We start from the raw sequence: 25,574 nt of genomic DNA, 5'->3' as shown, positions 1-25,574 counted from the left end.
GGGCGGTACGGACGACGGTGCGGAATGCGGCGGTGCAACGGTGGTGCGGAGATACGAACCAGGACGATCCGGACGGATGCCACCCCGGCTCGGACACCTGTCCGACCGCGCTGACCATTAGGTTAGCCTTACCTTATGACATTGTCGCAAGTGGGTGCCGTCGAAGCGGCCGGCGCGGACCCCTCCGCCCCCGCACCGCCGACGGCCGACCGGTCCCGCCGCACCGCCTGGATCACCCTCGGCGGCATCCTCGCCGCACTGCTCGCGCTGACGGCGCTCTCACTGTCCGTCGGCGCCGGCGAGGTCGGCCCCGGCCGCGTGCTGGACTACCTGCTCGACACCGACGGCGCCCGCGCCGACAGTCACCTCGCCCTGGTCGTCGGCGACCTGCGCCTCCCCCGCACCCTGACCGCCCTGCTGGTCGGCGCCGCGCTCGGGGTGGCCGGCGCCCAACTCCAGTCCGTCACCCGCAATCCGCTCGCCGAGACCGGCCTGCTCGGCGTCAACGCCGGCGCCTCGCTGGGGGTCGTCCTCGGCATCGCCGTGCTCGGCGTCCAGACCTCCTACGGCTACCTCGCCTTCGCCTTCGGCGGCGCCGTCCTGGCCAGCGGACTCGTGCTGGCGATCGCCGGCAGCCGGGGCGGCGGCTCCCCCATGCGGCTCGTCCTCGGCGGCTCCGCCGTCGGCGCCACCTTCGGCGGCCTCACCGGCGTACTGATCGTCAACTCCCCCGAGGCGTACGACCGCTACCGGGTCTGGGTGCTCGGCTCGCTGGCCGGTGTGGAGGGCTGGACCACGCTGGGCCAGCTCGCCCCGGTGCTCGGCGTCGGCTTCGTGGTCGCCCTGCTCACCACCCGGCCGCTGTCCGCGCTCGCGCTCGGCGACGACCTCGCCCGCGGCCTCGGCCACCGCCCCGGCGCCACCCGCGCCGCCGTCGCGCTCGCCGTCACCCTGCTCACCGCCTCCGCCGTCGCCCTGGCCGGACCGATCTCCTTCCTCGGCCTGCTCGCCGGCTTCCTGGCCCGGGCCGCGGCCGGCCCCCGGGTCGGCCGGCTCACCCTGCTCGCCGGGCTCGTCGGCGCCGCCGTGCTGACCGGGGCGGACGTGCTCGCCCGGGTGGTCGCCCGCCCCTTCGAGGCCCCGGTCTCGGTGATCGTCGCGCTGGTCGGCGCGCCCACCCTGATCGCCATCGTGCGGTCCAGGAAGAACGCCGCGCTCGGCCTGACCGACACCGCACCCACCGAGTCCTCCGGCCGGAGCGGCCACCCGGAGGAGAAGCCGCCCCGGCCTGACGTGGTGGTCCGGCGCGGCGCGCTGTCCTTCCTGCTGCCGCGGCGCTCGGCGCTGGCCGCGCTCGGCCTCGCCGCCGCGCTGCTCGCCGCCGTGGTGGTCTCCGCGCACGCCGGTCAGAGCGAACTCGACCTCGGCTCCACCTTCCGCGCCGTCTTCGGCTACGGCGACCGCCTCGACGTCCTGCTGGTGCAGAAGTTCCGGCTCGGCCGGATCGTCGCCGGCCTGGCCGCCGGCGCCGCGCTCGGCCTGGCCGGCTGCCTCACCCAGACGCTGGCCCGCAACCGGCTCGCCACCCCCGAACTGCTCGGTGTCAACGACGGCGCCACCGCCGCCGTGCTGATCTCCGTCACCGCCACCGGCACGTTCGGCGCCTGGTGGGCCGGACCGATCGGCGCGCTGGTCGCCGTCGCCGTGGTCACCGCCGTCTCCGGCGGCCTCGGCGCCCGCGGCTACCGGGTGCTCGTGGTCGGCCTCGCCATGTCGGCGCTCGCCTCCGCGATCAGCCAGGTCGCGATGGCCCGGCGCTCGCTCAGTTCGGCCTCCTCGCTGTACGTCTGGACCTCCGGCAGCCTCAACGGCCGGGACTACGAGGTCGCCACCCCCGTGCTGATCGGCCTCGCCGTCCTGGTCCCGGTCGCGCTGGTGGTGGCCCGCCGGCTCGCGGTGCTGCGCTTCGACGACAACGTGGCCTCCTCGCTCGGCGTCGACCCCGGCCGGGTCCGGCTCACCTGCCTGCTGCTGGCCGTGGCGCTCGCCGGACTCGCCGTCGGGATCTGCGGACCGGTCGGCTTCGTCGCGCTGGCCGCACCGGTGGTCGCCGGCCGGCTGGCCGGGCCGTCCCGCGTCCCGGTGCTCGGCTCGGCCCTGGTCGGCGCGGTGCTGATCGTGCTCGCCGACACCCTCGGCCGGGTACTGATCTCCGGTGTCGAGATCCCGGTCGGCATCGTCACCACCGTGCTCGGCGGCCCGTTCCTGCTCTGGGTGCTGCTGGGCCGCAAGGGCAACCCCGCCTGATCATCGAGGAGTTCTCGCAGTGCAGAACGAACAGCCCGACCCTGCGGCTCAGCAGGACCGGCCCGGCAGCGACGACGCGTTCTGGGCCCGGGTGGCCGCCGAGGGCGCCCCGCTGGTCGACCCCGACCCCGAGGACCCGGCCTACCGGCAGGTGACCTTCGTCCTGCGGGACGAACCGGGCGAGCAGCCCTACGACGGCGTGCTCGCGCTCGTCCACACCGTCACCGACAAGGACCGGCACGCCGGCGACCTCACCCCGCACCTGATGGAGCGCCGGGCCGGCGGCTGGTCGCGCACCTACCGGCTGCGCGCCGACCACCGGGCGTCCTACCAGCTGTACCCGGTGCGCGGGACCGCCCCCGGCACCCGGCGGGCGGACTGGCTGAAGGTCCTGGACGACGCCCGCCCCGACCCGCTCGACCGGGGCCCCCGGCTGCCCGGCCGCGACGGGCGCCACCCCTCCTCGGTGCTCGCCCTGCCCGAGGCGCTCGCCCAGCCGTACGTCGAACGCCGCCCGGAGGTGCCGCGCGGGCGCACCGTGCGCGCCGAGGCGGCCGGGCGGACGATCGACGTCCACCTGCCCGCCGGGCACCGCGCGGACGGCGGCCCCTACCCGGTGCTGGTCCTGCTGGACGGCGACGTGTGGGGCGGGCAACTGTCCGTCGGCGACACCCTGGACAACCTGACGGCCGAGGGGCTGATCCCGCCGACCGTCGCACTGCTCGTCCACACCCCGCCCCGCACCAGGCCGGACGACCTCAGCTGCAACCCGGACTTCGTCGACCTGCTGGCCGACCGGGTGCTGCCCTGGGCCGGCGCCGAGTACCGGGCCACCGCCGATCCGGCCCGCACGGTGATCGCCGGCCAGAGCGCGGGCGGGCTGACCGCCGCCTTCGCCGCCTTCCACCGGCCGGCCCGGTTCGGCAACGCGCTCTCCCAGTCCGGTTCCTTCTGGTGGCCGGACCCCACCGAGCACAATGACGGCAGCGAGTGGCTCACCCGCCGGTTCGCCGCCGCCGAGCGCCGCGACGCCCGCTTCTGGGTGGAGGCCGGCCTCCAGGAGTGGCTGCTGCTCCCCCAGAACCGCAACCTGCGCGACGTGCTGCTCGACCGGGGCTACGACCTCGCCTACCGCGAGTTCAACGGGGGGCACGACTACGCCTGCTGGCGCGGGGGCCTCGCCGACGGCCTGGTCCACCTGCTGGGGCAGCGCGGCTGAGACCCCGGCTTCCCGAGGGGTGGTGGGTGCGGCGGTCGCACCCACCACCCCTCCCGCTCAGAGCTCGACCTCCGCGAGGGCCCCGGTCGCGACGTCGAACACGAAGCCGCGCACGGACCGGGTGTGCGGGATGAAGGGGCTGGTCCGGATCCGCGCGGCCGACTGCCGGACGTCGGTCTCCAGGTCGGAGAAGGCCTCCGCCGCCCACGGCGGCTTGACCCCGGTCTCCTTCCGGATGTCCTCGCGGAAGGCGTCGTCGCCGAAGGTGAGCATCCCGCAGTCGGTGTGGTGGACGAGGATGATCTCCTCGGTCCCGAGCAGCCGCTGGCTGATCGCCAGCGAACGGATGGCGTCGTCCGTGGCGACGCCGCCCGCGTTGCGGATCACGTGCGAGTCGCCCTCGTTGAGGCCGAGCGCGCCGTAGACGTTCAGCCTGGCGTCCATGCAGGCCAGGACGGCCGTGCGGCGGGCCGGCGGGAGCGGCAGCGGACCCTCGAAGGCCGCGGCGTAGTCGGAGTTGTTCCGCAGGTAGTGGTCGGTGGCGGTGTCGGTCATGGCGGAGGGTGGTCCCTTCGGTGCGGTCGGATCGTGGTCGTCCGGGCACGCGGGGACGCCTGGCGGTGTGCAGGGGTCGGCCGGTGCGCCGGGACGGCGCCGCGCGGGCGCGGACCGGCCCGCCCGGAGGCGGCGGACCGTGCGCGGCGGCGGAGGAACGACGGCCGTCCGGTGCGGCGCCGTCCTACCGGGCGGCGCGGCCCGACGGGCCGGGGGTCGATCGATCGATCAGAAGGTGACCGGACAGCCGGTGGAGTGGATGCGGCCGAAGTCGATGTGACGACGGCGGACGAGCACGGTCATGCGGGCACCGTACCGCCCACCGCACCCACCTGCCGGGGAATCCGGCATTCTCCACCCCCTCGGGTGACGGCGCCCGGGAGTCCGGGACGGGCGGCCGCCCGGTGCGCAAGGGAAACCCCCGGCGGGACACTGCCGGGGCCAGTACCGTGTCACATGTGACGCTTTCCATTCTCTCCGGCGGCCACCGGTGATCCGCCCGTTCCGGCCCGACACCGACTACCCCGCGCTGGCGGAGCTGCTCTCCGCCGACGGGGCCGGGCCGCCCGTCACGGCCGCCGAACTGCGCGGCCGGGACGCGGCGTTGCCGGACGCGGACCGGCTGACCACCGACCGGCGCGGGCGCCTCACCGGGCACGGCCGGATCCGGCTGGTCCAGCCCGGGCCCACCGGGGACCTGCTCGGGTACGCCACCGCCTGGCGCGCGCCCTGGACGCCGCCCGGGGACCTCGCCTCGCTCGTCGTCAGCGCGCCGGGGCGCGCCCCGGCCTGGCTGCTGCCGCTCTACGACGGGCTGGAGCGCTGGGGCCGCGAGGCCGGAGCGGGCCGGCTGCTCGGCGAACTCCCGGACGGGCACGACGGGTCGGCGACCGCGGGGCGGGACTCCACCGCCGACCTGACCGGGCTGCTGCTCGGCCGCGGCTACCGGGTGGACGCCCATGTCCGGTCGGCGAGCGCCCCGCTGGGCCCGCACCTGCCCGTCCCGCAGCCGCCGCCCGGCGTGTACCTGGACACCCTCGCCACCACCCTCGCGCCCGAGCCCGAGCGGCAGCTCCACCAGCTCTACCGCGAGACCCTCCGCGACAACCCCGGATTCGCCGACGCCCTGCCGGAGTTCGACGACTGGCGGGCCGAGGCCCTGGCCGGTCCCGGCGGCCGCCCCGACTGGGTGTTCACCGCCGAGTGCTCCGGGCGGATCGTCGGCGCCACCGTGGTGCACGGGACGGCCGACCCGCTGGCCTGCCGCATCCACTACACGGCGGTGCTGCGGGCCTGGCGCGGACGCGGGCTCGCCCGGGCGCTCAAGCTGCAGGCGGCGCGGTACCTGCTCGGGCACGGTGTGCGGACGGCGCACACCGAGGTCGAGGCCGGCAATGTGCCGATGGTCGCGGTGAACGCCGCCCTCGGGTACCGGTGGGGCAGCGGGCACCGGCGGCTGGTCAAGGAGTTCTGATCCCGGCCGCGAACGGCACGAACGGCCGCAGGACGGCACCCCGGGCGGGGTGCCGTCCTGCGGCGGTGGCGTCGGGCCCTCAGTCCATCGGCGGCGGACCCGGGGCCTCCTTCGGCAGCCGGGCCGCGACCAGGGCGCCGAGCGCGACCGCCCCCGCCGTGGCCAGCAGCGCGACCCGGTAGGGCCCGGGTTCGGCGCTGTGCGTGCCGTCCTCGGCCAGCGCGCCGATCAGCGCCGCGGCGCCGGCGATGCCGAACGCGCCGCCGAGGGTGCGGACGATGGTGAACAGACCCATCGCCCGGCCCATCGCGGGCCCCGGCACGTCCGCGAAGCCCGCGATCTGCACCGTCAGCACGGCGGTGCCCAGGATCAGGCCGACGCCGAACATCAGCGCCCGGACGGCCCAGGCGTTCTCGCCGACACCCGGCAGGGCGAGGGCGGCCAGCACCAGGGCCGCGAGCAGCAGGGCCGGCAGCGCGAGCCGGCGCGGGCCGAGCCTCGGCAGCAGCCGGTCGACCACCTGGGAGGCGGCCATCAGCCCGATCGCCTCCGGGAACACGCTCAGGCCCGCGTCCAGCGCCGAGGCGCCCAGCGCCGCCTGGTAGAGCAGCGGGAAGGCGAACAGCGCGCCCATCAGTCCGGCCGCGGTCAGCAGGGCCAGCCAGCTCGCCGCGCCGAAGGTCCGGTCGGCGAGCAGCCGCAGGTCCACCAACGGTTCCTCGGCCCGCAGCTGGTGCCGGACGGCGAGCACGAGCAGCACCGCGCCGAGCACCCCGGACAGGCCGACCGCCGGGGAGGTCCAGCCGTGCGCGGGGCCGAAGCCGAGCGCGTAGGTGAGCAGGCCCAGGCCGGGGGTGGCGAGCAGGAAGCCGGTGGTGTCGAAGCGCCCGGCCGGCGGCTCCTCCTGGTCGCGCAGGGCGAACACGCCGGTCAGGACGGCCGCCACGCCGATCGGCACATTGACCAGGAACAGCCAGTGCCAGGAGAGGTGCTCGGTCAGGAAGCCGCCGAGCGGCGGGCCGAGCGCGGGCATCAGGGCCGTCGGCACGATCAGCACCTTGCCGAGGCCGGCCCGCTCGTGCGGTTCGAAGGCCCGGAACAGCAGTGTCATGCCGACCGGGGTGAGCAGCCCGCCGGCCACGCCCTGGGCGGCCCGGGCGGCGGTGAGCGCGCCGAGGCCGGGGGCGGCCGCGCACAGGGCGCTGGCCAGGGTGAACACCGCGAGCGAGCCGAGGAAGACCCGCCGGACCCCGAACCGGTCGCCGAGCCAGCCGGCCGCCGGGAGGCCGACGGCGAGGCCGACCAGGAAGGCGGTCTCCACCGCGTTGGCGGCGGAGACCGGACGGCCGAAGTCACCGGCGATGGTGAACAGGGCCGGGTTGACGATCGTCGAGTCCAGACCGTTCATGCACATCGCGGCCGTGTACACGAGCACCACGGCGAGGCGTCCCGCGAACAGCGGGCGGGCCGGGGCGCCGCCCCCGGCCCCGGCGGGGGTGCCGGGGCCGGGGGCGGGCTTGGCGTCCGTCTCGGTCATCGGGCCGGGCTCAGCTCGGTCCAGTGGGCGGTGATCCAGTCCAGCACCGCGGCGCGCTCGCCGGGCCCGTGGGCGACGGTCCAGCCGGCCGGGACGGCGGCGAAGGCCGGCCAGAGCGAGTGCTGGCCCTGGTCGTTGACGAGCGCGAGGAACTCGCCGTCACCGTCGAAGGGGTTGGCGGGGGCGTCACTCATGGGGTGGGTTCTCCTGTGGGTTCGGACGGGGCCGCGGGTGCGGACGGGGCGGGGTTCAGCGGCCGGAGTCGAGGGCGGTGAGGTGCTCGGCGACGACGCCCGCGATGTGCGCGATCGGCTCCGGCAGCGTCATGTCCTTGTGCGAGCAGGCGACATCGGTGTTGTCGATCCGCCCGGCCACGTACGGGGTCCACAGCTCGGGCACCAGGGTGTCGTCGATGGTGTCGACGACGGCGCGGAAGAAGAGCACGTCGCCGGTGAGGCGGCGGTGGTCGTACTCGCGCACCAGGTGGTTGATGTGCAGGTAGATCCGGTTCAGCGCCTCGACGGTGGCGTCGTCGAGACCGGCCAGCGGGCTGCCCTCGCGGCGCAGCACCTCGGTGACGTGGGCGAGTTCCAGCGGGCGGCCGTCGAGGTCCTCGGGGCCGAAGCCGCCCATGGTGAGCAGCGCCTCCAGGGCCTCGGCCTGGTCCGGCACCGGCAGGTCGCGGAAGCCCTCGGCCGGGTAGGCGTCGAGGACGGCCAGCAGCTCGACGACGCAGCCGAGCTCCTCCAGCCGGGCGGCCATGGCGTGGGCGATGATGCCGCCGGTGGACCAGCCGAGCAGCCGGTAGGGGCCCTCGGGCTGGACCTCGCGGAGCCGGTCGACGTAGTGCGCGGCGAGGTCCTCCATGGTGGCGGGCAGCGGCTCGTCGGCGGTGGCGGCGCCGACGCCCTGGGCCTGGAGGCCGTAGATCGGCACGTCCGCGGGGATGTTGCGGATCAGTCCGGTGTAGCACCAGCTGAGGCCGCCGGCCGGGTGGACGGCGAAGAGCGGGTTGCGGCGGCCGGGGGCGACGGGCCGCAGCGGCAGCAGGACGTCGAGCGCGTCGGCGCCGGGGGTGTCCGCGGACAGCGCGGTGTCGAGCGCGGCGACGGTCGGCGCCTGGAACAGGGTGCCGATGCCGACCTCCAGGCCGAGCACGGCCCGGATCCGCCCGGCGAGCCGGACCACCAGCAGGGAGTGGCCGCCGAGGGCGAAGAAGTCGTCCTCGACGCCGACCGCCGGTACTCCCAGGACCTCGGCGAACAGTTCGCAGAGCTGCTGCTCGCGCGGGTTGCGCGGCGGGCGGCCGGCCCCGGCGGCGGGGGCGTCGGGGGCGGGCAGGGCGCGGCGGTCGAGCTTGCCGTTGGCGGTGAGCGGCAGCCGGTCGAGCAGGACGACGGCGGACGGCACCATGTGGACGGGCAGGTCGGCGGCGGTGCGGGTGCGCAGTTCCTCGCCGGTGACCAGGTCGGCGCCGGGGGCGAGGACGGCGTAGCCGACCAGTCGCTTGTCGCCGGGCACGTCCTCGCGGACGACCACGGCGGCGTCGGCGACCGCCGGGTGGGCGGCCAGGACGGCCTCGATCTCGCCGAGTTCGATCCGGAAGCCGCGGATCTTGACCTGCTGGTCGGCCCGGCCGAAGTACTCCAGGACGCCGTCGGTCCGGCGGCGGGCGAGGTCGCCGGAGCGGTACATCCGGGTGCCGCGCTCGCCGAACAGTTCGGCGTAGGGGTCGGCGACGAAGCGCTCGGAGCTGAGGGCCGGGCGGCCGAGGTAGCCCCGGGCGAGGCCGGCGCCGGCCACGTACATCTCACCGGTGACGCCGGGCGGGACGGGCTGGAGGTACCGGTCGAGGACGTAGATCCGCAGGTCGGGGATGTTGACGCCGATGGTGCTGCTGCTCCCGGCGGCGGCGCTCGCCCGGTCCAGGGCGATGTAGGAGACGTGCACCGTGGTCTCGGTGATGCCGTACATGTTGACCAGGGTGGGCGCGTCGTCGGCGTGCCGCTCGTACCAGTCGTCGAGGCGGCCGAGTTCGAGCGCCTCGCCGCCGAACACCACGTAGCGCAGGGCGAGTTCGGTGCCGGGGCGCTCCCGGTCGGCGGCGCTGAGCTGGTAGAAGGCGGACGGCGTCTGGTTGAGGACGGTCACCCGCTCGCGGGCGAGCAGGTCGAGGAAGGCCGCCGGGTCGCGGCTGACCAGGTGCGGGACGACGACGAGCCGTCCGCCGCGGAGCAGGGCGCCCCAGAGCTCCCAGACCGAGAAGTCGAAGGCGTAGGAGTGGAACAGCGTCCAGACGTCCTCGGGGCCGAAGCCGAACCAGTGGTCGGTGGCAGAGAACAGCCGGACCACGTTGTGGTGGGTGACCGGGACGCCCTTGGGGCGGCCGGTGGAGCCGGAGGTGTAGATGACGTAGGCGGTGTCCTCGGCGGTCAGCGGCCGGGTGCGCTCGTGCTGGGCCAGCGGGACGGCCGGGTGGGCGTCCGCCTCGCCGCCGTCGACCAGGAGCTGCGGCACCCGGTGCTCGGGCATCCGGGGCGCGGTGGCGGTGTCGGTGAGCAGCGCGGCGGGCGCGGCGTCGGCGAGCATGTAGGCGAGCCGGTCGGCCGGGTACTCGGGGTCGAGCGGCAGGTAGGCGGCGCCGGCCTTGGCGACCGCGAGCAGGCCGGTGACCAGGTCGAGGGAGCGCGGCAGGGCGAGGGCGACGATGGTGCCGGGGCCGATGCCGCGGGCGGCCAGCAGCCGGGCCAGCCGGTCGGCGCGGGCGCCGAGTTCGGCGTAGCTCAGGGTCTCGCCCTCGCAGCTGACGGCGGTGGCCCCCGGGTCGGCGAGGGCGGCGGCCTCGAACAGCTCGGGCAGGGTGGCGCCGGGCTCCGAGCGGACGGGGGTGCCGTTCCACTCGACCAGGGCGCGGTGGTGCTCCTCGGCGCCGATCAGCGGGAGCCGGCCGATCGTGGTGTCGGGCGCGGTGGCGGCGGCGGTGAGCAGCCGGGCCAGGCGCTCGGCGAGGGCGCGCACGGTGGCCTCGTCGAAGAGGTCGGTGCGGTACTCCAGGAAGCCGGCTATGCCGCCCTCGCGCAGTTCGCCCGCGTTGAGGGTGAGGTCGAACTTGGCGGTGCCGGAGGGGATCGCGGCGACGGTGGCGGTGAGGCCGCCGCCGAGCGCGAAGGCCCGGTCGGGGACGGACTGCCAGGCCAGCATGACCTGGAACAGCGGGTGCCGGGCCAGCGAGCGGCGCGGGTTGAGCTCCTCGACCAGCCGGTCGAAGGGCAGGTCGGCGTGGTCGTGGGCGCCGAGGACGGCGGTGCGGGTGCGGCCGAGCAGCTCGCGGAAGGTCGGGTCGCCGGAGGTGTCGGTGCGCAGGACGACGGAGTTGACGAAGTAGCCGACCAGGGCGGCGGTCTCGTCGGAGTCGCGGCCGGCGACGGGGGTGCCGACGGGGATGTCGGTGCCGCAGCCGTGCCGGGTGAGCAGGGCGGCCAGACCGGCCTGGACGGCGGTGAAGACGCTGGTGCCGGTGGTGCGGGCGAGCGCGGCCAGCGCGGTGTGGGCCTCGGCGTCGAGGCGGAACGGCACGGTGGCGCCGCGGTGGGAGGCGACGGCGGGCCGGGGGCGGTCGGTGGGCAGGTCGAGCTGGTCGGGCAGGCCGGCCAGGGTCTTGCGCCAGTGGTCGAGCTGGCGGACGGCGAGGGCGCTGGGTGCCTCGCCGGTGCCGAGCAGCTTCGCCTGCCAGTCCACGTGGTCGGCGAACTGCACGGTCAGCGGCGGCAGTTCGGGGGCGTGCCCGGCGAGGCGGGCGGTGTGGGCGGCGGCCAGGTCGCGGGCCAGCGGGGTGGTGGAGGCGCCGTCGCCGGCGATGTGGTGGAGCAGCAGCAGGAGGGTGTGGGTGCCGTCCTGGTGGGCGAACAGGCTGGCCCGCAGCGGCGGTTCGGCGCCGAGGTCGAAGGCGTACCGGACGGCGTCGGTGATCTCGCCGGTGCCGGTGTGGAGTTCGACCGGGGCGGGCGGCAGGATCCGCTGGTAGGGCTCGCCGTCGGCGGACTCGCCGTAGACGGTGCGCAGGGTCTCGTGCCGGGCGACGAGGTCGCCGACGGCGAGCGCGAGCGCGTCGCGGTCCAGCGGGCCGGTGAGGGTGAGGGCCAGCGGGATGTTGTAGGTGGGGCTGGGGCCCTCCAGCCGGTAGTGGAACCACAGGCCGCGCTGGGCCGGGGAGAGCGGCAGCCGCTCGGCGCGCTCGACCGGGACCAGGGCGGGGCGGGGTTCGGGGGCGGAGCGCTCGCGCAGCAGGGCGGCGAGGGCGGCCGGGGTGGGGTGGCGGAAGACGTCGGCGAAGCCGACGGCCACGCCGAGGGCCTCGCGCAGCCGGGCGGCGAGGCGGCCGGCCAGCAGCGAGTGGCCGCCGAGGTCGAAGAACCCGGCGTCGCGGGAGAGCGGTCCGGCCAGGTCGAGGAGGTCGGCGAACAGCCCGCAGATGATCTCCTCCTGCGGGGTGGCGGGCGCGGCGCCCGCCTCCGCGGCGTCGGACTCGGGCTCGGGCAGGGCGCGGTGGTCGAGCTTGTCGTTGCCGGTGCGGGGCAGGTCGTCGAGGACGAGCACGGCGGCGGGCACCATGTGCTCGGGCAGCCGGGCGGCGAGGCCGGAGCGCAGCGCGGCCGGGTCGAGCAGGGCTCCGGCGGCGGGCACGGCGTAGCCGAGCAGCCGCTTGCCGTTGGGGCCGGGGCGGGCGATCACCACGGCCCGGTCGACGCCGGGGAGTTCGCCGAGCACGGCGGCGATCTCGCCGGGCTCGATCCGGAAGCCGCGGATCTTCACCTGGTCGTCGGCGCGGCCGAGGAACTCCAGCGTCCCGTCGGAGCGGCGTCGGGCGAGGTCGCCGGTGCGGTACATCCGGCTGCCGGGCGGGCCGAAGGGGTCGGCGAGGAAGCGCTCGGCGGTGAGGTCGGGGCGGCCGAGGTAACCGAGGGCCACGCAGGCGCCGGCCACGTAGAGCTCGCCGGCGGCGCCGTCGGGGGCGGGGCGCAGCGAGCCGTCGAGCACGTAGGCGCGCGAGCCGCGGACGACCCGGCCGACCGGGGCGCCGTCCGGACCGGGGGTCCAGGTGTAGGCGTCGACGGTGGTCTCGGTGGGGCCGTAGAGGTTGACGGGGCGCAGGCCGTCGACGGCGGTGAGGCGGCGCCAGAGCGGCTCGGGGGTGGCCTCGCCGCCGACCGCGACCACGGCGGGGCGGTGGGCGTCCTCGGCGAGCAGGCCCTCGGCGATCAGTACGTCCAGGTAGGACGGGGTGACGTCGAGGTAGTCGATCCGCTCGGCGCGGACGTGGCCGACGAGGGCGGCCGGGTCGCGGTAGGTCTCGTCGTCGAGCAGGTGGAGCTCGTGGCCGTGGAGCATCCACAGCACCGGGTCCCAGGAGGCGTCGAAGGCGAAGGAGGCGCTGTGGGCGATCCGCAGCCGCTGGCGGCCGGTGCGGGCGAGGGCGGGGGTGATGTGGTCCTCGTCGTGGCCGGCGGCGAGGTTGGCGAGCGAGGCGTGGGTGACCACGACGCCCTTGGGGCGGCCGGTGGAGCCGGAGGTGTGCAGCAGGTAGGCGGTGTGCGCCGGGTCGGGGGCGGGCAGCGGTCCGGCGGGCAGGGCGGCGAGTGCGGCGCGGACGGCGGGGTCGTCGAGGGCGACGGCGGGGCGGTCGGCGGCGCCGGGCAGCGCGGCGAGGGCCTCGGCGGTGCCGACGGCGCACACCGGGCGGGTGTCGTCGAGGATGTCGGCGGTCCGCTGCCGGGGGTGGGTGAGGTCCAGGGAGAGGCAGGCGCCGCCTGCCTTGAGCACGGCGAACATCGCGACCAGGGTGTCGGCGCCGCGCGGCATGGCGAGGGCGACGGGGGTGTCGGCGCGGACGCCGAGGTCGGTGAGGCGGTGCGCGAGGCGGCTGCTGGCGGCGTCCAGCTCGGCGAAGGTGAGGGCGGTGGCGCCGCTGCGCAGGGCGACCGCGTCCGGGGTGCGGGCGGCCTGGCCGGCGAGCAGTTCGGGCACGGTGCGGGTGGCGGGCGGCTCGGTGCGGCCGGCGGTGGCGCGGCGCAGCGCGTCCTGGTCGAGCAGGTCGATCCGGGCGATCGGGGTGTGCGGGGCGTCGAGCAGCAGGCCGGCGAGGCCGTCGAGGTAGCGCAGCAGGCCGTCGCGGTGGGCGGCGAGGGCGTCGGCGCCGTACTGGTCGGGGTGGGCCTCCAGGCCGATCCGCAGGGCGCCGTCGGGGCCGGGCGAGACGGCGAGGGCGAGGTCGTCGACGGGGCCGGCGGCGAGGTTGCGGACGGTGCCGGGCAGGCCGGCGAGGTCGAGGTCGCGCTCGAAGGCCTTGATGTTGACCATCGGTCCGAACAGGGCGCGGCGGGTGCCGGTGAGTCCGAGGTCGCGGCGCAGGTCCTCCAGCGGGTAGCGCTGGTGGCGGCGGACGTCGCGGACCTCCAGGACGACCCGGCGCAGCAGTTCGGCGGCGGTGTCGCGGGGGTGGACGGCGAGGCGCAGCGGCAGCACGTTGGCGGTGGCGACGGGGGTGCGCAGGGCGGCGGGGCCGCGGCGGTTGGCGAGCGGCAGGCCGAGCACGACGTCCTCGGTGCCGGCCAGGCGGTGCAGGTAGCCGGCGGTGGCGGCGATGACGAGCTCGGCCCAGGTGGCACGGGCGGCCTTGGCGGCAGCCTCCAGCCGGGGCAGGGTGCCGGCGGGGAGGGAGGAGGCCAGCCGGGGCAGTCCGGCGGGGCCGGCGGGGGTGCCGCCGGGGAGGGTGGCGGGGGCGTCGGCGCCGGCCAGGCGGTCGCACCAGAAGGCGCGGTCGGCGGCGTGCTCCGGGCCGGCGCGGTAGGCGGCCTCCTCGGCGGCGACCTCGGCGGGGGTGGCGAAGGTGCGGTCGGTGGGGCGGGTGCCGGCGGTGAGCGCGGTGTAGAGCTCGGCGACCCGGCCGGTGAGCAGGGTGAGCGCGTAGGCGTCGACGGCGAGGTGGTGGACGCGCTGGTACCACCAGTGGCGGTCCTCGGCGAGGCGGATCAGGGCCTGGGTGAAGAGCGGGCCCTCGGCGAGGTCGACGGGGCGGGCCAGGTCGGCGCGCATCCAGGCTTCGGCGGCGGCCTCCGGGTCGGCCTCGGCGCGCAGGTCGAGGTGGTGCAGGGTCCAGGGGCGGCCGGGGGCGAGGCGCTGACGGGGCGCCGGGTCGGCGTCCTCCGTGTCCGGGTCCTCCGCGACGACGACGGCGGAGAGCGCGTCGGCCTCGTCGACGGTGCGGCGCAGGGCGCTCTCGAACAGCCCGGCGTCGAGCGGGCCGGTGATCTCGACGGCGTCGCCGGTGTTGTAGACCGGGCTGTCGGGGTCGAGCGCCTGGGCGTACCAGATCGCCGCCTGGGTGGCGAGCAGCGGTACGTCGGTTGCGGCGGGGACGGCGACGGGGTCGGACGCGGCCTGGTGGCGACGCATGGTTCTGAAAGCTCCTCGGGTCCGGCGAACGGCACGCCAATTGCCTGGTTAGGTTAGCCTAAGCTATCTGCATATTGTCTGGTCAACAGCCTGCCGCTGGGCAGGCCCTGACAGCCCCGGAGGCGCCGATGTCCCCCTTGAACGCGAGCGTGCCCGCGCCCGGTCCGGCGGTCGCCGCCGGACCGGCCGACCCCACGTCGAAGGAGGCCGTGCGCGAGCGCGTCCTCGCCCACCGGGAGGAGCTGCTGGCGCTCAGCCGCCGCATCCACGCCCACCCGGAGGTCGCGTTCGAGGAGCACCGGGCCGCCGAGTGGTGCGCCGAACTGCTGCGCGGGCACGGCTACTCCGTCGAAACCGGCACCGCCGGCCTGCCCACCGCGTTCAGCGCGAGCACCGGCAGCGGACCGGTCACCGTCGCGATCGTCTGCGAGTACGACGCCCTGCCCGGCCTCGGCCACGCCTGCGGCCACAACCTGATCGCCGCCGCCGGCCTCGGCGCCGCGCTCGGCCTCGCCCCCCACGCCGACCGGCTCGGACTCACCGTCCGGGTGATCGGCGCACCGGCCGAGGAGCGCGGCGCCGGAAAGGCGCTGCTGCTGGACGGGGGCGCCTTCGACGGCGTGGACGCCGCGATGATGGTCCACCCCTGTCCGGTGGAGGTCGCCGACTTCCACTCCTTCGCGCTCGGCACCCTGTCCGTCCGCTACACCGGCCGCGCCGCCCACCCCAGCCTCAACCCGCACGAGGGTCGAAACGCCGCCGACGCCCTCACCGTCGCCCAGGTCGCGCTCGGCCTGCTGCGGCAGCAACTGCCGCCGCAGTGGCGGGTGCACGGCATCACCACGGCCGCCGGCACGGCGCCCAACCTCATCCCCGACAGCGCCACCGCCGAGTACGAGATCCGGACCTCCGCCGCCGAGGACCTCGCGGCACTGCGCGAGCGGGTCGAGGACTGCTTCCGGGCCGGCGCGCTGGCCACCGGGTGCGAGGTCGAGCTGACCCGGCCGGAGCCGGACTACCTGGACTTCCGCAGCGACACCGGACTGCTCGCGCTGTGGCGGGCCAACGCGGCGGCGGCGGGCCGCCCGGAGCCGGTCGAGAGCGGGCCGTTCGCCTGCACCGACATGGGCAACGTCTCGCACGCCGTCCCCTCCATCCACCCGGTCCTGGACATCACCGGCGGCTCCTGCGGCCCGCACGAGGCCGCGTTCGTCGAGGCCGCCGTCTCGCCGGAGGCGGACCGGGCGATCCTGGAGGGCGCGGTCGCGCTGGCCTGGACCGCGGCCGACTTCGCGGCGGCGCCGCGCGGGTGACGCGGGCGACGCACGGATGACGGCGGCGGACAGCGGCCGACGGGCTCGGAAGTCCGTCGGCCGCCGTCCGTCGGGTCCGTCAGCCGCGCTCCGGGACCAGGTGCACCGGCCCCGGCTCGGGCACCAGCTCGCCGAGCACCGAGGGCGCCGCGCGCAGCGCGGTCACCCCGGCCGCCCGGACCAGGTCCCCGACCTCGCCCGGCAGGTCCGGATCGGCCAGCACCAGCGCCGCCCCGGTCCGCAGCGGCCACAGGAACTCCCACAGCGGCAGGCCCAGTTGCAGCACCCGGTCGCCCGGGCCGAGCCCGTACACGGACTGCAGCTCACGCACCCGGCGGTCCACCTCGGCGTGGGTGGTCCACACCCCGGCCGGACGCCCGCCCGGCCCGTAGGCCCGGCACAGCGGGTGCTGCGGGGTCAGCGCCCGGGGCGGGTCGGTGGCCGCCCGCCCGGCCAGCTCGGCGGGGCTCGGCCGCTCCGCGTCCGGCACCCCCTCCCCCAGCACGCACACCGGCGCCGCGTCGGCCAGCAGCCAGGACAGCCGCCCGGGGGCGTCGTCCGGGTCCAGCGCCAGGTACGCCGCACCCGACTTGGCCACCGCCAGCAGCGCCGGCACCAGGTCGGCCGGGCGGGTCAGCGCGAGGCCGACGACCGTGCCGGGGCGGGCACCCCGCTCCGCCAGGCAGCGGGCCATCCGGTTGGCCGAGGCGTTCAGCTCGCCGTAGCTCACCGGCGCCGCGCCGCTCGGCAGCAGGGCCGGGGCGTCCGGCGTCCGCGCCGCCTGGGCCTCGATCGGCCCGACCACCGTGGTGGCCGGCCACCGCTCCGTCCGCGACGGCTTCGCCACCGCCGTGCCGGACTCCATCAGGACGCGCCCAGCAGCTCGGCCCAGGCCTCGACGGCCGGACGCTCGGCCAGCTGGAGGAACGCCACCTCGGCGCCCTCGGCCCGCCAGCGCTCGGCCAGCGCCATCAGGCGCACCGAGTCCAGGCCCCAGTCGGCCAGGTTCTCGTCCAGCGGGATGTCGGCCGGGTCCTCGCCGAGCAGGTCGGCGACCTCGGCCCGGATTCGCTCCACGGTGAAGGCCATGGCTGTCACTTCCCTTCCACGACGGCGTCGGTACCGGTGACGACGCCGCAGCGGCCGGCCACCCAGGTGAGCGCGGAACGGTGCTCGTCCGCGCCGAAGTCGGCGACCGCGTCGGCCACCACGAAGGCCCGGATGTCCCGCATCCAGGCGTCGCAGGCGGTCGCCTGCACCCCGATGTGCGCGTACACGCCGGTGATCACCAGCTCGTCGCGGCCCTGCTCGCGCAGCAGCTCGTCCAGGTCGGTCCGGACGAAGGCGCTGTACTTCCACTTGGTGAGCAGCCGGTCGCCCTCGGCCGGGGCGACCGCGTCGACGATCGCCGCCGCCTGCGGGTCGTCCGGGATCCCCGGGCCCCAGAAGTCCTGCTGCAGGCCGCGCTGTTCGGCGCTCTGGCCGCCCGGCTGGGCCGAGTAGACGACGGGCACGCCGTGTTCGGCGGCCCAGGCGCGCAGCCGGTTGATGTTGGCGAACAGCTCGGTGACCGGCTCGGCCGAGGTGTCGAAGGCGCGCATGAAGTGGTTCTGCAGGTCGTGCACCAGCAGCACGGCGCGGGACGGGTCGACCGTCCAGTCGACCCGGTTGGCCGGCAGCTCGGCGGCGGCGGGCATCGGATAGGAGGGGATGCGGGGCAGGCCCACGGCGGTGCGTCCTTAACGTTCGGGAGACTGTGAAGTCGGGAGGCTGAGACTCAGGAGTCCGGAGGCTCAGGAGGAGGTGAGGGAGGCGGCGATGGCGGCGCGCAGGTCCTTCTTGCTGACCTTGCCGATGCCGGTGGCGGGGAAGGCGTCGACGAACTCGACCCGGTCCGGCACCTTGAAGTCGGCCAGTCCGCGCTGCCGCACGAAGCGCTTCAGCTCCACGGACTTCGGCGGCCGCGCGCGGTGCTCCTCGCGCAGGACGACGTAGGCGCAGGTGCGCTCGCCGAGGTACGGGTCGGGCATCGAGACCACCGCCGCGTCGTGCACGGCCGGGTGGGCCAGCAGGTGGTTCTCGATCTCCTCGGCGGCGACCTTCTCGCCGCCCCGGTTGATCTGGTCCTTGGCCCGTCCTTCGACCACCAGGTGGCCGGTGGCGGTGCGGCGGACGAGGTCACCGGTGCGGTAGAAGCCGTCCGGGGTGAAGGAGGCGGCGTTGTGCTCGGGCGCGTTCCAGTAGCCGCGGATGGTGTACGGGCCGCGGGTGAGCAGGTGACCGGTGGTGCCGTCGGGCAGGTCGCGGTCCTCGTCGTCGACCACCCGCACCTCGTCGTCCGGGGAGATCGGCCGGCCCTGGGTGGTGACGATCACCTCCTCCGGGTCGTCCAGCCGGGTGTAGTTGACCAGGCCCTCGGCCATCCCGAACACCTGCTGGAGGGTGCAGCCCAGCACCGGGCGCACCCGCCGGGCCGCCTCCTCGCTGAACTTGGCGCCGCCGACGAGCAGCACCTCCAGGGTCTCCAGACCGGCACTGCCGCCGGCCTCGCGGATCCGCTCGGCGGAGTCCAGCCAGAGCAGGGCCAGCGGCGGCACCAGGCCGGTGATGGTCACGCCCTCGCGCTCGATCAGCGGGAACGCCGTCTCCGGGCTCGGCTGCGGGCAGAGCACCACCCGGCCGCCCGCGTACAGCGTGCCGAGCGAACCCGGCGAGCTGAGCGGGAAGTTGTGCGCGGCGGGCAGCACCACGAGGTAGACGCTGTTCTCGTCCTGGCCGCAGAGCTCGACCGAGCCGCGCAGCGAGTAGATGTAGTCGTCGTGGGTGCGCGGGATGAGCTTGGGCACCCCGGTGCTGCCCCCGGACAGCTGGAGGAAGGCGACGTCGCCGGGCTGCGGCTCGTCACCGGGGGCCTCCGTCGGGTCGAGCGGGACCTCGGCCAGCGGAGTGTGCTCCCCGGCGTCCCCGCCCACCACCAGGACGTGTCGCAGCGAGGGTGTCTCCGCCTTGACCCTGCTCGCCAGTTCGCGGTGGTCGAAGCCGCCCTCGACGGCCGGGACGACATAGCCGACCGCGCCGGTGAAGGAGCAGAAGTAGGAGATCTCGGTGTAGCGGTGCGCGGGCAGCGCGAAGACCGGCAGCGCGCCGACCCGGAACAGCCCGAAGACCAGCTCGAAGAACTCGGCGGTGTTGGGGAGCTGGACCACCACCCGGTCGCCCCGGCGGATGCCCCGGGCGCGCAGTCCGGCGGCCATCCGGTCGGCCCGCAGGTCGAGTTCGGCGTACGTCCAGCGGCGGGTGGGATCCTCCCCGGTGCCGCCGGCCGGGTCGACGATCGCGATCCGGTCGGGGTGGGCGGCCGCGCGCTCGCGCAGCATCGAGCCGAAGGTCTCGCCGCGCCAGTGGCCGTCGGCCCGGTAGCGCGCGGCGAACTCGTCCGGGTACGGGGCGAATCCGGCCAGCACCTCGGCCATCGGGTGGTGCGGATCGGTCACGGCGGAGGCTCCCGGGGCGGTCGGGTCGGTCACGGCGGAAGCTCCCGGAGTGGTCGGGTCGGTCACTGCGGCACCCCGGCGGCGTCCAGGAAGGTACGGAACTTGGCGCTGGTCTCGGCGAGTTCGGACTCCGGCCGGGACTCGGCGACGACACCGGCGCCGGCGAACACCCGCAGCGTCCGCTCGTCGGCCTCGGCGCAGCGCAGGGTCACCACCCACTCGCCGTCGCCGTCCGCGTCGCCCCAGCCGACCATGCCCGTGTACAGGCCCCGGTCGAAGGGCTCGATGCCGCGGATCGCCTCGCGGGCGAGCGGGGTCGGGCTGCCGCAGACCGCCGGGGTCGGGTGCATCGCGACGGCCAGCTCCAGGGCGGAGACGTCCGGGTCGATCAGCTCGCCGGTGATGGTGGTGGCCAGGTGCCACATCGCGGCGGTGCGCACCAGGGTGGGGCGGGCCGGCACGACCAGGTCGCGGCAGTACGGCGCGAGCGCGGCGTGGATGGCGTCCACGACGAAGGCGTGCTCCTGGAGGTCCTTGGGCGACTCCAGCAGCGCGGCGGCGCGGCGGACGTCCTCGCCGAGGTCGGCGCTGCGCGGCACCGAGCCGGCCAGCGGGTTGGCGACGACGGCGGTGCCGCTGCGCGAGAGCAGCAGTTCGGGGCTGGCGCCGATGAGGGTGCGGCCGCCGCCGGCCGGGACGGCGAAGGTGTAGCCGCCGGGGTCGCGGCGGCCGAGGCGCTGGAGGATCGCGGGCAGGTCGAGCGGGCGGTCGGCGTGCAGCTCCAGGGTCCGGGAGAGCACGACCTTGCTCAGCTCGCCGTCGGCCCGGAGCAGCTCCACGGCCTCGGCGACGCCGGCCCCGTACGCCTCGGGCGCGGGCACCGGGCGGACGTCCCAGTCGATCCGGTCGGCGGCCGGGGCGGGCAGCGCGATCAGCGGGTCGTCGCGCAGCGCGCCGCAGGTGCGGAGCGTCGCCGGGACGGCGAGCTCGGCCCGGCTGTCGTGGTCGAACGCCACCGCGCCCACCACCAGCGGGTTCTCGACCCCGTCCCGGCGGGCCCGGGCGAGGGTCTCGGCGACCCGGTCGACCAGCGGGCGCCCGTCCTGGGGCACCCGGGCGTGCACGCCCTCGGCGAGCAGCGTGCGGGTCGGGGAGGCGAAGAACGCCTCGTCGGCCGCGGCCCGGTACTGGCCCAGCAGCCCGCTGGCCGCGCCGATGACGGTGTGGTCCGTCCCGGCGGGGGCGTGATGCACGGTGGTCACCTGGAATCTCCCAGTCTGCGAGTGGTCGCCGGACGCTGCTCGTCGCGGCGGTCGGCGGTGGTCTGGTCGGGGGCGCGCCCCGGTGGGGGCGCGGTCCCGGTGGGGCGCCGGGCCCCGGGTGCTGCTCGCCCCGGGGGTCCGGCCCCGCCGTGGGTGTCGGGGGCCGCGACGGACCGGGGCGGGGCCGTCGTGGAGTCGTGCCGGAGTGGTGCTGGAGGCGGTGCCGGATCCGGGTCGGAGGGCCGTGCCGGGGTGTCAGGCCCGCAGCGTGGCGCCGCCGTCCACGTAGAGGTCGTGCATGGTGATGTGGCGGGCCCGGTCGGAGACCAGGAACGTCACCGCCTCGGCGATGTCGGCGGGTCGGGCGATCCGGCCGAGCGGGATGCCGACCCGGTAGCTGGTCGGGTCGCCGTCGACGACGCGCCGTTCGGCGGCCGCCGCGTCGTCCCCCCAGAGGCCGCGCTGCATCTCGGTGTCGGTGGAGCCGGGCGAGACGATGTTGCAGCGCACCCCGGAGCGGCCGAGTTCCAGGCCGAGACACCGGGTGTACATGGTGGCCGCCGCCTTGGAGGCCGCGTAGGCGGCCATCCCGGTGCGCGGGACGCCGGCCGCGTTGGAGCCGACGGTGACGATGGCGCCGCCGCCGCGCTCGGCCATCCGTCGGCCGATCGCCCGGGTGGTGTGGAAGACTCCGGTGGTGTTGACCGCGAAGCTGTCCGCCCAGTCCTGGTCGGTGAGCTCCACCGCGGGGGCGACACGCAGGATTCCCGCGACGTTCACCAGGATGCCGATCGGGCCGAGTTGGCTCTCCATCAGCTCGACGGTGGATTCGACCGCCGCCGCGTCGGAGACGTCCAGCAGGTAGGGGTGGACGGGTCCGCCGGAGGCCGCGCCGCCCGGGGCGTTCTCGACCGGACGGGCCGACAGCTCGTCGGCGAGCTCGGCGAGCGGACCGGGGTTGCGGTCGGCCGCCGCGACGACGGCACCGGCGGCGACCAGCGCGCGCGTCACCGCCGCGCCTATCCCCTGTCCGGCGCCGGTGACCATCGCGACGGCGCCCGCGAGTTCGGACTGCTGCACTGAAAATCCCCTCCGACCAGCAACATTAGGCAAGCCTAACCTAACACAATTGTTCGGACTCTCCGAGGGGTCCTGCCGGTACGGACCGATGCTGCGGGGTCGTCAATTGCGGTCACCCGGAGGTCGGGGAGGCCGCCGTCGGCCAGGGGCGGGTCCAGGGGCCGGCGCGAGGGTGAATGTAGACGCAACGTTGCGTCCAGTGTTAGCGTCGGAGCGTTGGATCGAGACGCAACGTTGCGTCCATGTTCAGTTCCGACGGCGCGGGCCGTGACCGAAGGCCCCGACGCGCCCTCCTCCCACACCGTCACCCCCGAGGAGCCCCATGCCCTCCGCCCCGCCCTGGCGCCCCGGCGGCCCGCTCGCCCCGGCCGCCGTCGCCCTCGCCTTCTGGGTCACCATGGCCGGAACCACCGTCCCGACCCCGCTCTACCCGCTCTACCAGCGCGCCTTCGGCTTCACGACCTTCACCGTCACGGTGGTCTTCGCCGTCTACGCGCTCGGCGTCGTCGTCGGCCTGCTGACCCTCGGCCGCCTCTCCGACCGGATCGGCCGACGCCCCGTCGTCCTGGCCGCCCTGCTGCTGGCCGCGGCCGCCGCCACCCTGTTCGAACTCGCCGACTCGCTGCCCTGGCTGCTCGCCGCCCGGGTGCTCTCCGGCTTCGGCGCCGCCCTCGTCACCGGCGCCGCCACGGCCGCCCTGCTCGACCTCGCCCCGCCGGAGCGCCGACTGCGCGCCCAGACCGTCGCCCTCGCCGCCAACATGGGCGGACTGGCCGGCGGCACCCTGCTCGCCGGGGCCCTCGCCGAATGGGCCGACGCACCGCTGCGGCTGCCCTGGACGGTGACGCTCGTGCTCACCGGCACCGCCCTGCTCGGACTGCTCGCCGTCCCCGAGACGGTGCCCGCCGAGGTCCGCCGCGCGGGCCGGTCCGGTCCGCGGACCGGGAGCACCCTCCGCTTCCGGGCGCCGCACGTCCCGCCCGCCGTCCGCCCCGCGTTCCTGCGCGCCGCGCTGGCCGGCGGGGCCGGATTCGCCGTCACCGGCGTGCTGACCGCCGTCAGCGGGCTCTTCCTGGCCACCGTGCTCGGCCTGCACAACCACGCGCTCACCGGACTCGTGGTCGCCCTCGCCTTCCTCTCCACCGCCGTCGGGCAGCTGCTCGTCCGCGTCCTGCCACCGGCCCGCGCCCTGCCGCTGGCCTGCGCCGGGCTGGTGCTGGCCGCCGCGCTGGTGGCCGGTGCCCTGCTGAGCGGGACACTGCCGCCGCTGCTGCTGGGCGCCTGCGTCAACGGCCTCGCCACCGGCACCGCGATCGGCACCGGTCTCGGCACCGTCAACGCCGGTGTGGAGCCGCACCGGCGCGGCGAGGCGGTGTCGGCGTTCTTCGCCGTGCTGTTCACGATGCTCTCGGTGCCGGTGATCGGGGTCGGGGTGCTGGTCCGGGCGACCGGGCTGCGCACCGCCGGGGTCACCTTCAGCGCGGTGGTCGCCGTGCTGGCCCTCGCCGTCGCCGCCGGACTGGTCCGCCGGCCGCGGCGCGGGGCGGCGCCGGAGCCGGCCGGGCCGGTGGCGGCGGCACCTGCGGCGGCACCGGTGCCCACGACTGCGGAACCCGCGGCGGCACCGGCCGCCCCGGCCGGGAAGGCGTGAGAAGATGGCCGCGACCGTCGTCAACGGCCAGCAGCCGCCCCCGGACAAGGACCACACCGCCATCGCCGCCCAGCCCCGCCCCGCCACCGGAAGCCGGTCCGGCGCGAGCCGCGCCACCGGTGACCGTGCCACCGGTGACCGTGCCGTCGGCGGTCGTGCCACCGGGGCCGCGCGCGCGGCCCGGGCGAGCGGGAGCGCGACGAAGAGCGACGCGGTCAAGGGCGAGGTGGCGACCACCGGCGGCAGCGGTCGGCGCAGCGAGGCCGCGCGACTGGCGGTCCTGAACGCCACCGACGACCTCCTGGTCGAGGTGGGCTTCGAAGGTCTGACCATCGAGGGCATCGCGGCCGCCGCCGGGGTCGCCAAGCAGACCATCTACCGCTGGTGGAAGTCGAAGGTGGACATCCTCTTCGACAACCTCGTCCTGGACGCCGCCACCGGTCTCGCCTGGCCCGCCGAGACCCCCGCCGACCCGGCCGACCTGCGCGCCTACCTCCACCGGTTCGCGGCCTTCCTCGGCGCGGCACCGGCCGGCAAGGTGCTGCAGGCACTCCTGGGCCATGCCCAACTGGACGCCCGTACCGCCGAGTTGCTGCACGACGGCTTCCTGGACGCCCTGCGTGCCCGGGACGTCGCGCACACCCGCGCCTGCCTCGGGGGCGCCACCGGCGAGTACGGCGCCGACGAGGCCGCCGTGCTGCTGGACGCGCTGCTCGCCCCGCTCTACCACCGCGCCCTGGTGCTGCGCCGACCGCTGGACCCGGCGTTCGTCGACGCGCTGCTCGACCAGCACCTGCCGGGCTGAAGTCCCGCCCCTTTCCCGTTCCTTCCCGTCGCGCCGCACCGCGCCACCCGTGCCGTTCCCCGGGCCCGCGCCGGCGCCACCCCGTTCCCTGGAGTCCCCGTGTTCCGTCGCCCCCGGCCGACCCACGACGTGCAGGTCGTCGCCGTCACCCCGCTCACTCCCGCCCTGCTCCGGCTCACCCTCGCCGGACCGACCCTGGACACCCTCATCGTCGAACACCCCACCCAGTGGGTGAAGTTGGCGACCCCCGACGGGCACTCCCGGGCCTACACGATCCGCCACCACCGCCCCGCCGAGCGCGAGACCGACATCGACGTCGTGCTGCACGGCAACGGCCCGCTGTCCCGCTGGGCCGCGACCGCCCGCCCCGGCGACCGGGCCCGGATCGCCGGACCGCGCGGCCGTCGGCCGTCCTTCGACGGCGCCGGGCACGTCCTGCTCGCCGCCGACGAGAGTGCCCTCCCCGCCGCGCTCACCATCCTGGAGGAACTCCCGCCGACCGTGCCGGTGACCCTCTTCGCCGAGGTCGGCGATGCCACCGGGGCCACCTTGCCGCTGCCCGCCCGGGCCGGTCTGACCACCCACTGGCTGGTCCGCCCCCAGGACCACGCCAAGGGCCGGACACTCACGGACACCCTGCTGGCGACCGACGTCCCGCCCGGCACCGCGGCCTGGCTGGCCGGTGAGTCGCAGGCCGTCGCGGCCGTCCGCCGCCACCTGCTCATCGACTGGGCGCTGCCCCGCGAACGCGTCCACGGCAAGGGCTACTGGAAGCTCGGCGAGGCGAACCACAAGGACTGACGAGCCGTCAATTCACGTCCTGATCAGGCTACTTGCCGCAAGGGACCGGCCCTCCGACCGACAGGCGGTGCGGGCCGAGGAAGTAGGACAGGGCCGCCAGCGAGGCACCGTCCGCCACCTCGCCCGCCGTCAGCAGTCCGACCACCTCGCGCTCGGTCAGCCACTCCACCCGGCTCGCCTCGGACCGGTCCACCGGCCCGCCGGTCGGCGTCGCCCCGGTGGCGTGGAAGGCGTGGAAGTGCATCGTCGAGATCCCGGACATCGCGTCGAACTCCGTCAACGGCTCGATCGCCCCCGGCCGCCAGCCGGTCTCCTCCTCGACCTCGCGCGCGGCGGCCACGCCCGGCGCCTCGCCGGGTTCGACCCAGCCGGCGGGCAGTTCCCAGGCCCAGCGACCGGTGATGAAGCGGTGGCGGTGGAGCAGGAGGTAACGGCCCTCGGCGTCGGTCACCACGGCGACGGCGCACTCCTTGGGCATCCGCAGCACATGGTGGTCGACCCGGCCGACGCCGGGGATGTCGACGTCGTCCAGCCAGAGTTCCACCCACGGCGAGCCGTACACCTGGCGCCGCCCGTGCACCGTCCACTCGGTCACTGCCGCTCCCTCACTGCCGCGCTCCCGCC

At 76.1% G+C, this 25,574-nt stretch carries 18 protein-coding genes; 7 read left to right on the top strand and 11 right to left on the bottom strand.

Annotated elements, in window-relative coordinates; genetic code table 11:
• The first annotated feature begins 135 nt into the window (after positions 1 to 135).
• On the top strand, positions 136 to 2,307 hold the full coding sequence (gene fhuB / locus ACW14Y_RS31230; protein ID WP_456984234.1) for a Fe(3+)-hydroxamate ABC transporter permease FhuB: 2,172 nt from the start codon (positions 136 to 138) through the stop codon (positions 2,305 to 2,307).
• Between the two features lie 19 nt (positions 2,308 to 2,326).
• Entirely contained in the window at positions 2,327 to 3,526 is a 1,200-nt protein-coding gene (fes, locus tag ACW14Y_RS31225; RefSeq protein ID WP_456984232.1) for an enterochelin esterase, read from the top strand.
• Positions 3,527 to 3,583: 57 nt separating this feature from the next.
• On the opposite strand, the gene ACW14Y_RS31220 is transcribed toward fes, so the two are convergent.
• The gene (locus tag ACW14Y_RS31220; protein ID WP_030391822.1) at positions 3,584 to 4,081 is read right to left on the bottom strand and encodes a beta-class carbonic anhydrase; all 498 of its coding nucleotides are present in this window, start codon (positions 4,079 to 4,081) and stop codon (positions 3,584 to 3,586) included.
• Between the two features lie 490 nt (positions 4,082 to 4,571).
• On the opposite strand from ACW14Y_RS31220, the gene ACW14Y_RS31215 reads away from it, so the two are divergent.
• A complete protein-coding gene (locus ACW14Y_RS31215; protein WP_456984230.1) occupies positions 4,572 to 5,555 on the top strand; it encodes an N-acetyltransferase family protein in 984 nt (327 codons plus the stop codon).
• A 79-nt stretch (positions 5,556 to 5,634) separates the two neighbouring features.
• Here the strand turns inward: ACW14Y_RS31215 and ACW14Y_RS31210 are convergent, their stop codons facing one another.
• The 3 genes from ACW14Y_RS31210 to ACW14Y_RS31200 are packed head-to-tail and all read right to left on the bottom strand — an operon-like array spanning position 5,635 to position 14,544.
• Positions 5,635 to 7,092: a DHA2 family efflux MFS transporter permease subunit gene (locus ACW14Y_RS31210; RefSeq protein ID WP_402721894.1), complete on the bottom strand. Its 1,458-nt coding sequence runs from the start codon at positions 7,090 to 7,092 to the stop codon at positions 5,635 to 5,637.
• Entirely contained in the window at positions 7,089 to 7,286 is a 198-nt protein-coding gene (locus ACW14Y_RS31205) for an MbtH family protein (RefSeq protein WP_380309469.1), read from the bottom strand. Before ACW14Y_RS31205 ends, ACW14Y_RS31210 begins: the two co-directional genes overlap by 4 nt.
• 55 nt (positions 7,287 to 7,341) lie before the next feature.
• Entirely contained in the window at positions 7,342 to 14,544 is a 7,203-nt protein-coding gene (locus ACW14Y_RS31200; protein ID WP_456984227.1) for an amino acid adenylation domain-containing protein, read from the bottom strand.
• 128 nt (positions 14,545 to 14,672) lie between these two features.
• Between ACW14Y_RS31200 and ACW14Y_RS31195 the strand changes: the two genes are divergently transcribed.
• Positions 14,673 to 15,857 (top strand): amidohydrolase, encoded by a 1,185-nt coding sequence (locus ACW14Y_RS31195; RefSeq protein WP_456984226.1) that lies wholly within the window; start codon positions 14,673 to 14,675, stop codon positions 15,855 to 15,857.
• 79 nt (positions 15,858 to 15,936) lie between these two features.
• Here ACW14Y_RS31195 and ACW14Y_RS31190 read toward each other — a convergent pair whose 3' ends face one another.
• From ACW14Y_RS31190 to ACW14Y_RS31165, 6 genes are all read right to left on the bottom strand, one after another.
• Entirely contained in the window at positions 15,937 to 16,722 is a 786-nt protein-coding gene (locus ACW14Y_RS31190; RefSeq protein WP_380309463.1) for an AMP-binding protein, read from the bottom strand.
• Positions 16,722 to 16,946, bottom strand: a complete 225-nt coding sequence (locus tag ACW14Y_RS31185) for a phosphopantetheine-binding protein (RefSeq protein ID WP_030391815.1) — start codon at positions 16,944 to 16,946, stop codon at positions 16,722 to 16,724. Before ACW14Y_RS31185 ends, ACW14Y_RS31190 begins: the two co-directional genes overlap by 1 nt.
• A gap of 5 nt (positions 16,947 to 16,951) precedes the next feature.
• Positions 16,952 to 17,584, bottom strand: a complete 633-nt coding sequence (locus ACW14Y_RS31180) for an isochorismatase family protein (protein WP_380309461.1) — start codon at positions 17,582 to 17,584, stop codon at positions 16,952 to 16,954.
• Positions 17,585 to 17,650: 66 nt separating this feature from the next.
• Positions 17,651 to 19,330: a (2,3-dihydroxybenzoyl)adenylate synthase gene (locus ACW14Y_RS31175; protein WP_380438620.1), complete on the bottom strand. Its 1,680-nt coding sequence runs from the start codon at positions 19,328 to 19,330 to the stop codon at positions 17,651 to 17,653.
• Between the two features lie 83 nt (positions 19,331 to 19,413).
• Entirely contained in the window at positions 19,414 to 20,613 is a 1,200-nt protein-coding gene (gene dhbC, locus ACW14Y_RS31170) for an isochorismate synthase DhbC (protein WP_380438588.1), read from the bottom strand.
• 255 nt (positions 20,614 to 20,868) lie between these two features.
• A complete protein-coding gene (locus ACW14Y_RS31165) occupies positions 20,869 to 21,726 on the bottom strand; it encodes a 2,3-dihydro-2,3-dihydroxybenzoate dehydrogenase (protein WP_456984223.1) in 858 nt (285 codons plus the stop codon).
• 289 nt (positions 21,727 to 22,015) lie between these two features.
• On the opposite strand from ACW14Y_RS31165, the gene ACW14Y_RS31160 reads away from it, so the two are divergent.
• The 3 genes from ACW14Y_RS31160 to ACW14Y_RS31150 all read left to right on the top strand — a co-directional run bounded on the left by ACW14Y_RS31160 (position 22,016) and on the right by ACW14Y_RS31150 (position 24,950).
• Positions 22,016 to 23,344: an MFS transporter gene (locus ACW14Y_RS31160; RefSeq protein WP_456984221.1), complete on the top strand. Its 1,329-nt coding sequence runs from the start codon at positions 22,016 to 22,018 to the stop codon at positions 23,342 to 23,344.
• Positions 23,345 to 23,348: 4 nt separating this feature from the next.
• Positions 23,349 to 24,149, top strand: a complete 801-nt coding sequence (locus tag ACW14Y_RS31155) for a TetR/AcrR family transcriptional regulator (protein ID WP_456984219.1) — start codon at positions 23,349 to 23,351, stop codon at positions 24,147 to 24,149.
• Between the two features lie 99 nt (positions 24,150 to 24,248).
• Positions 24,249 to 24,950, top strand: coding sequence for a siderophore-interacting protein (locus ACW14Y_RS31150; RefSeq protein ID WP_456984217.1), 702 nt, complete (start codon positions 24,249 to 24,251; stop codon positions 24,948 to 24,950).
• A 28-nt stretch (positions 24,951 to 24,978) separates the two neighbouring features.
• Here ACW14Y_RS31150 and ACW14Y_RS31145 read toward each other — a convergent pair whose 3' ends face one another.
• Complete coding sequence (locus ACW14Y_RS31145) at positions 24,979 to 25,545, bottom strand: NUDIX hydrolase (RefSeq protein ID WP_456984215.1); 567 nt, start codon at positions 25,543 to 25,545, stop codon at positions 24,979 to 24,981.
• Between the last annotated feature and the right edge of the window lie 29 nt (positions 25,546 to 25,574).

This window comes from Kitasatospora sp. cg17-2 (assembly GCF_054031055.1).
This window is presented reverse-complemented; position numbering and strand designations above follow the sequence as displayed.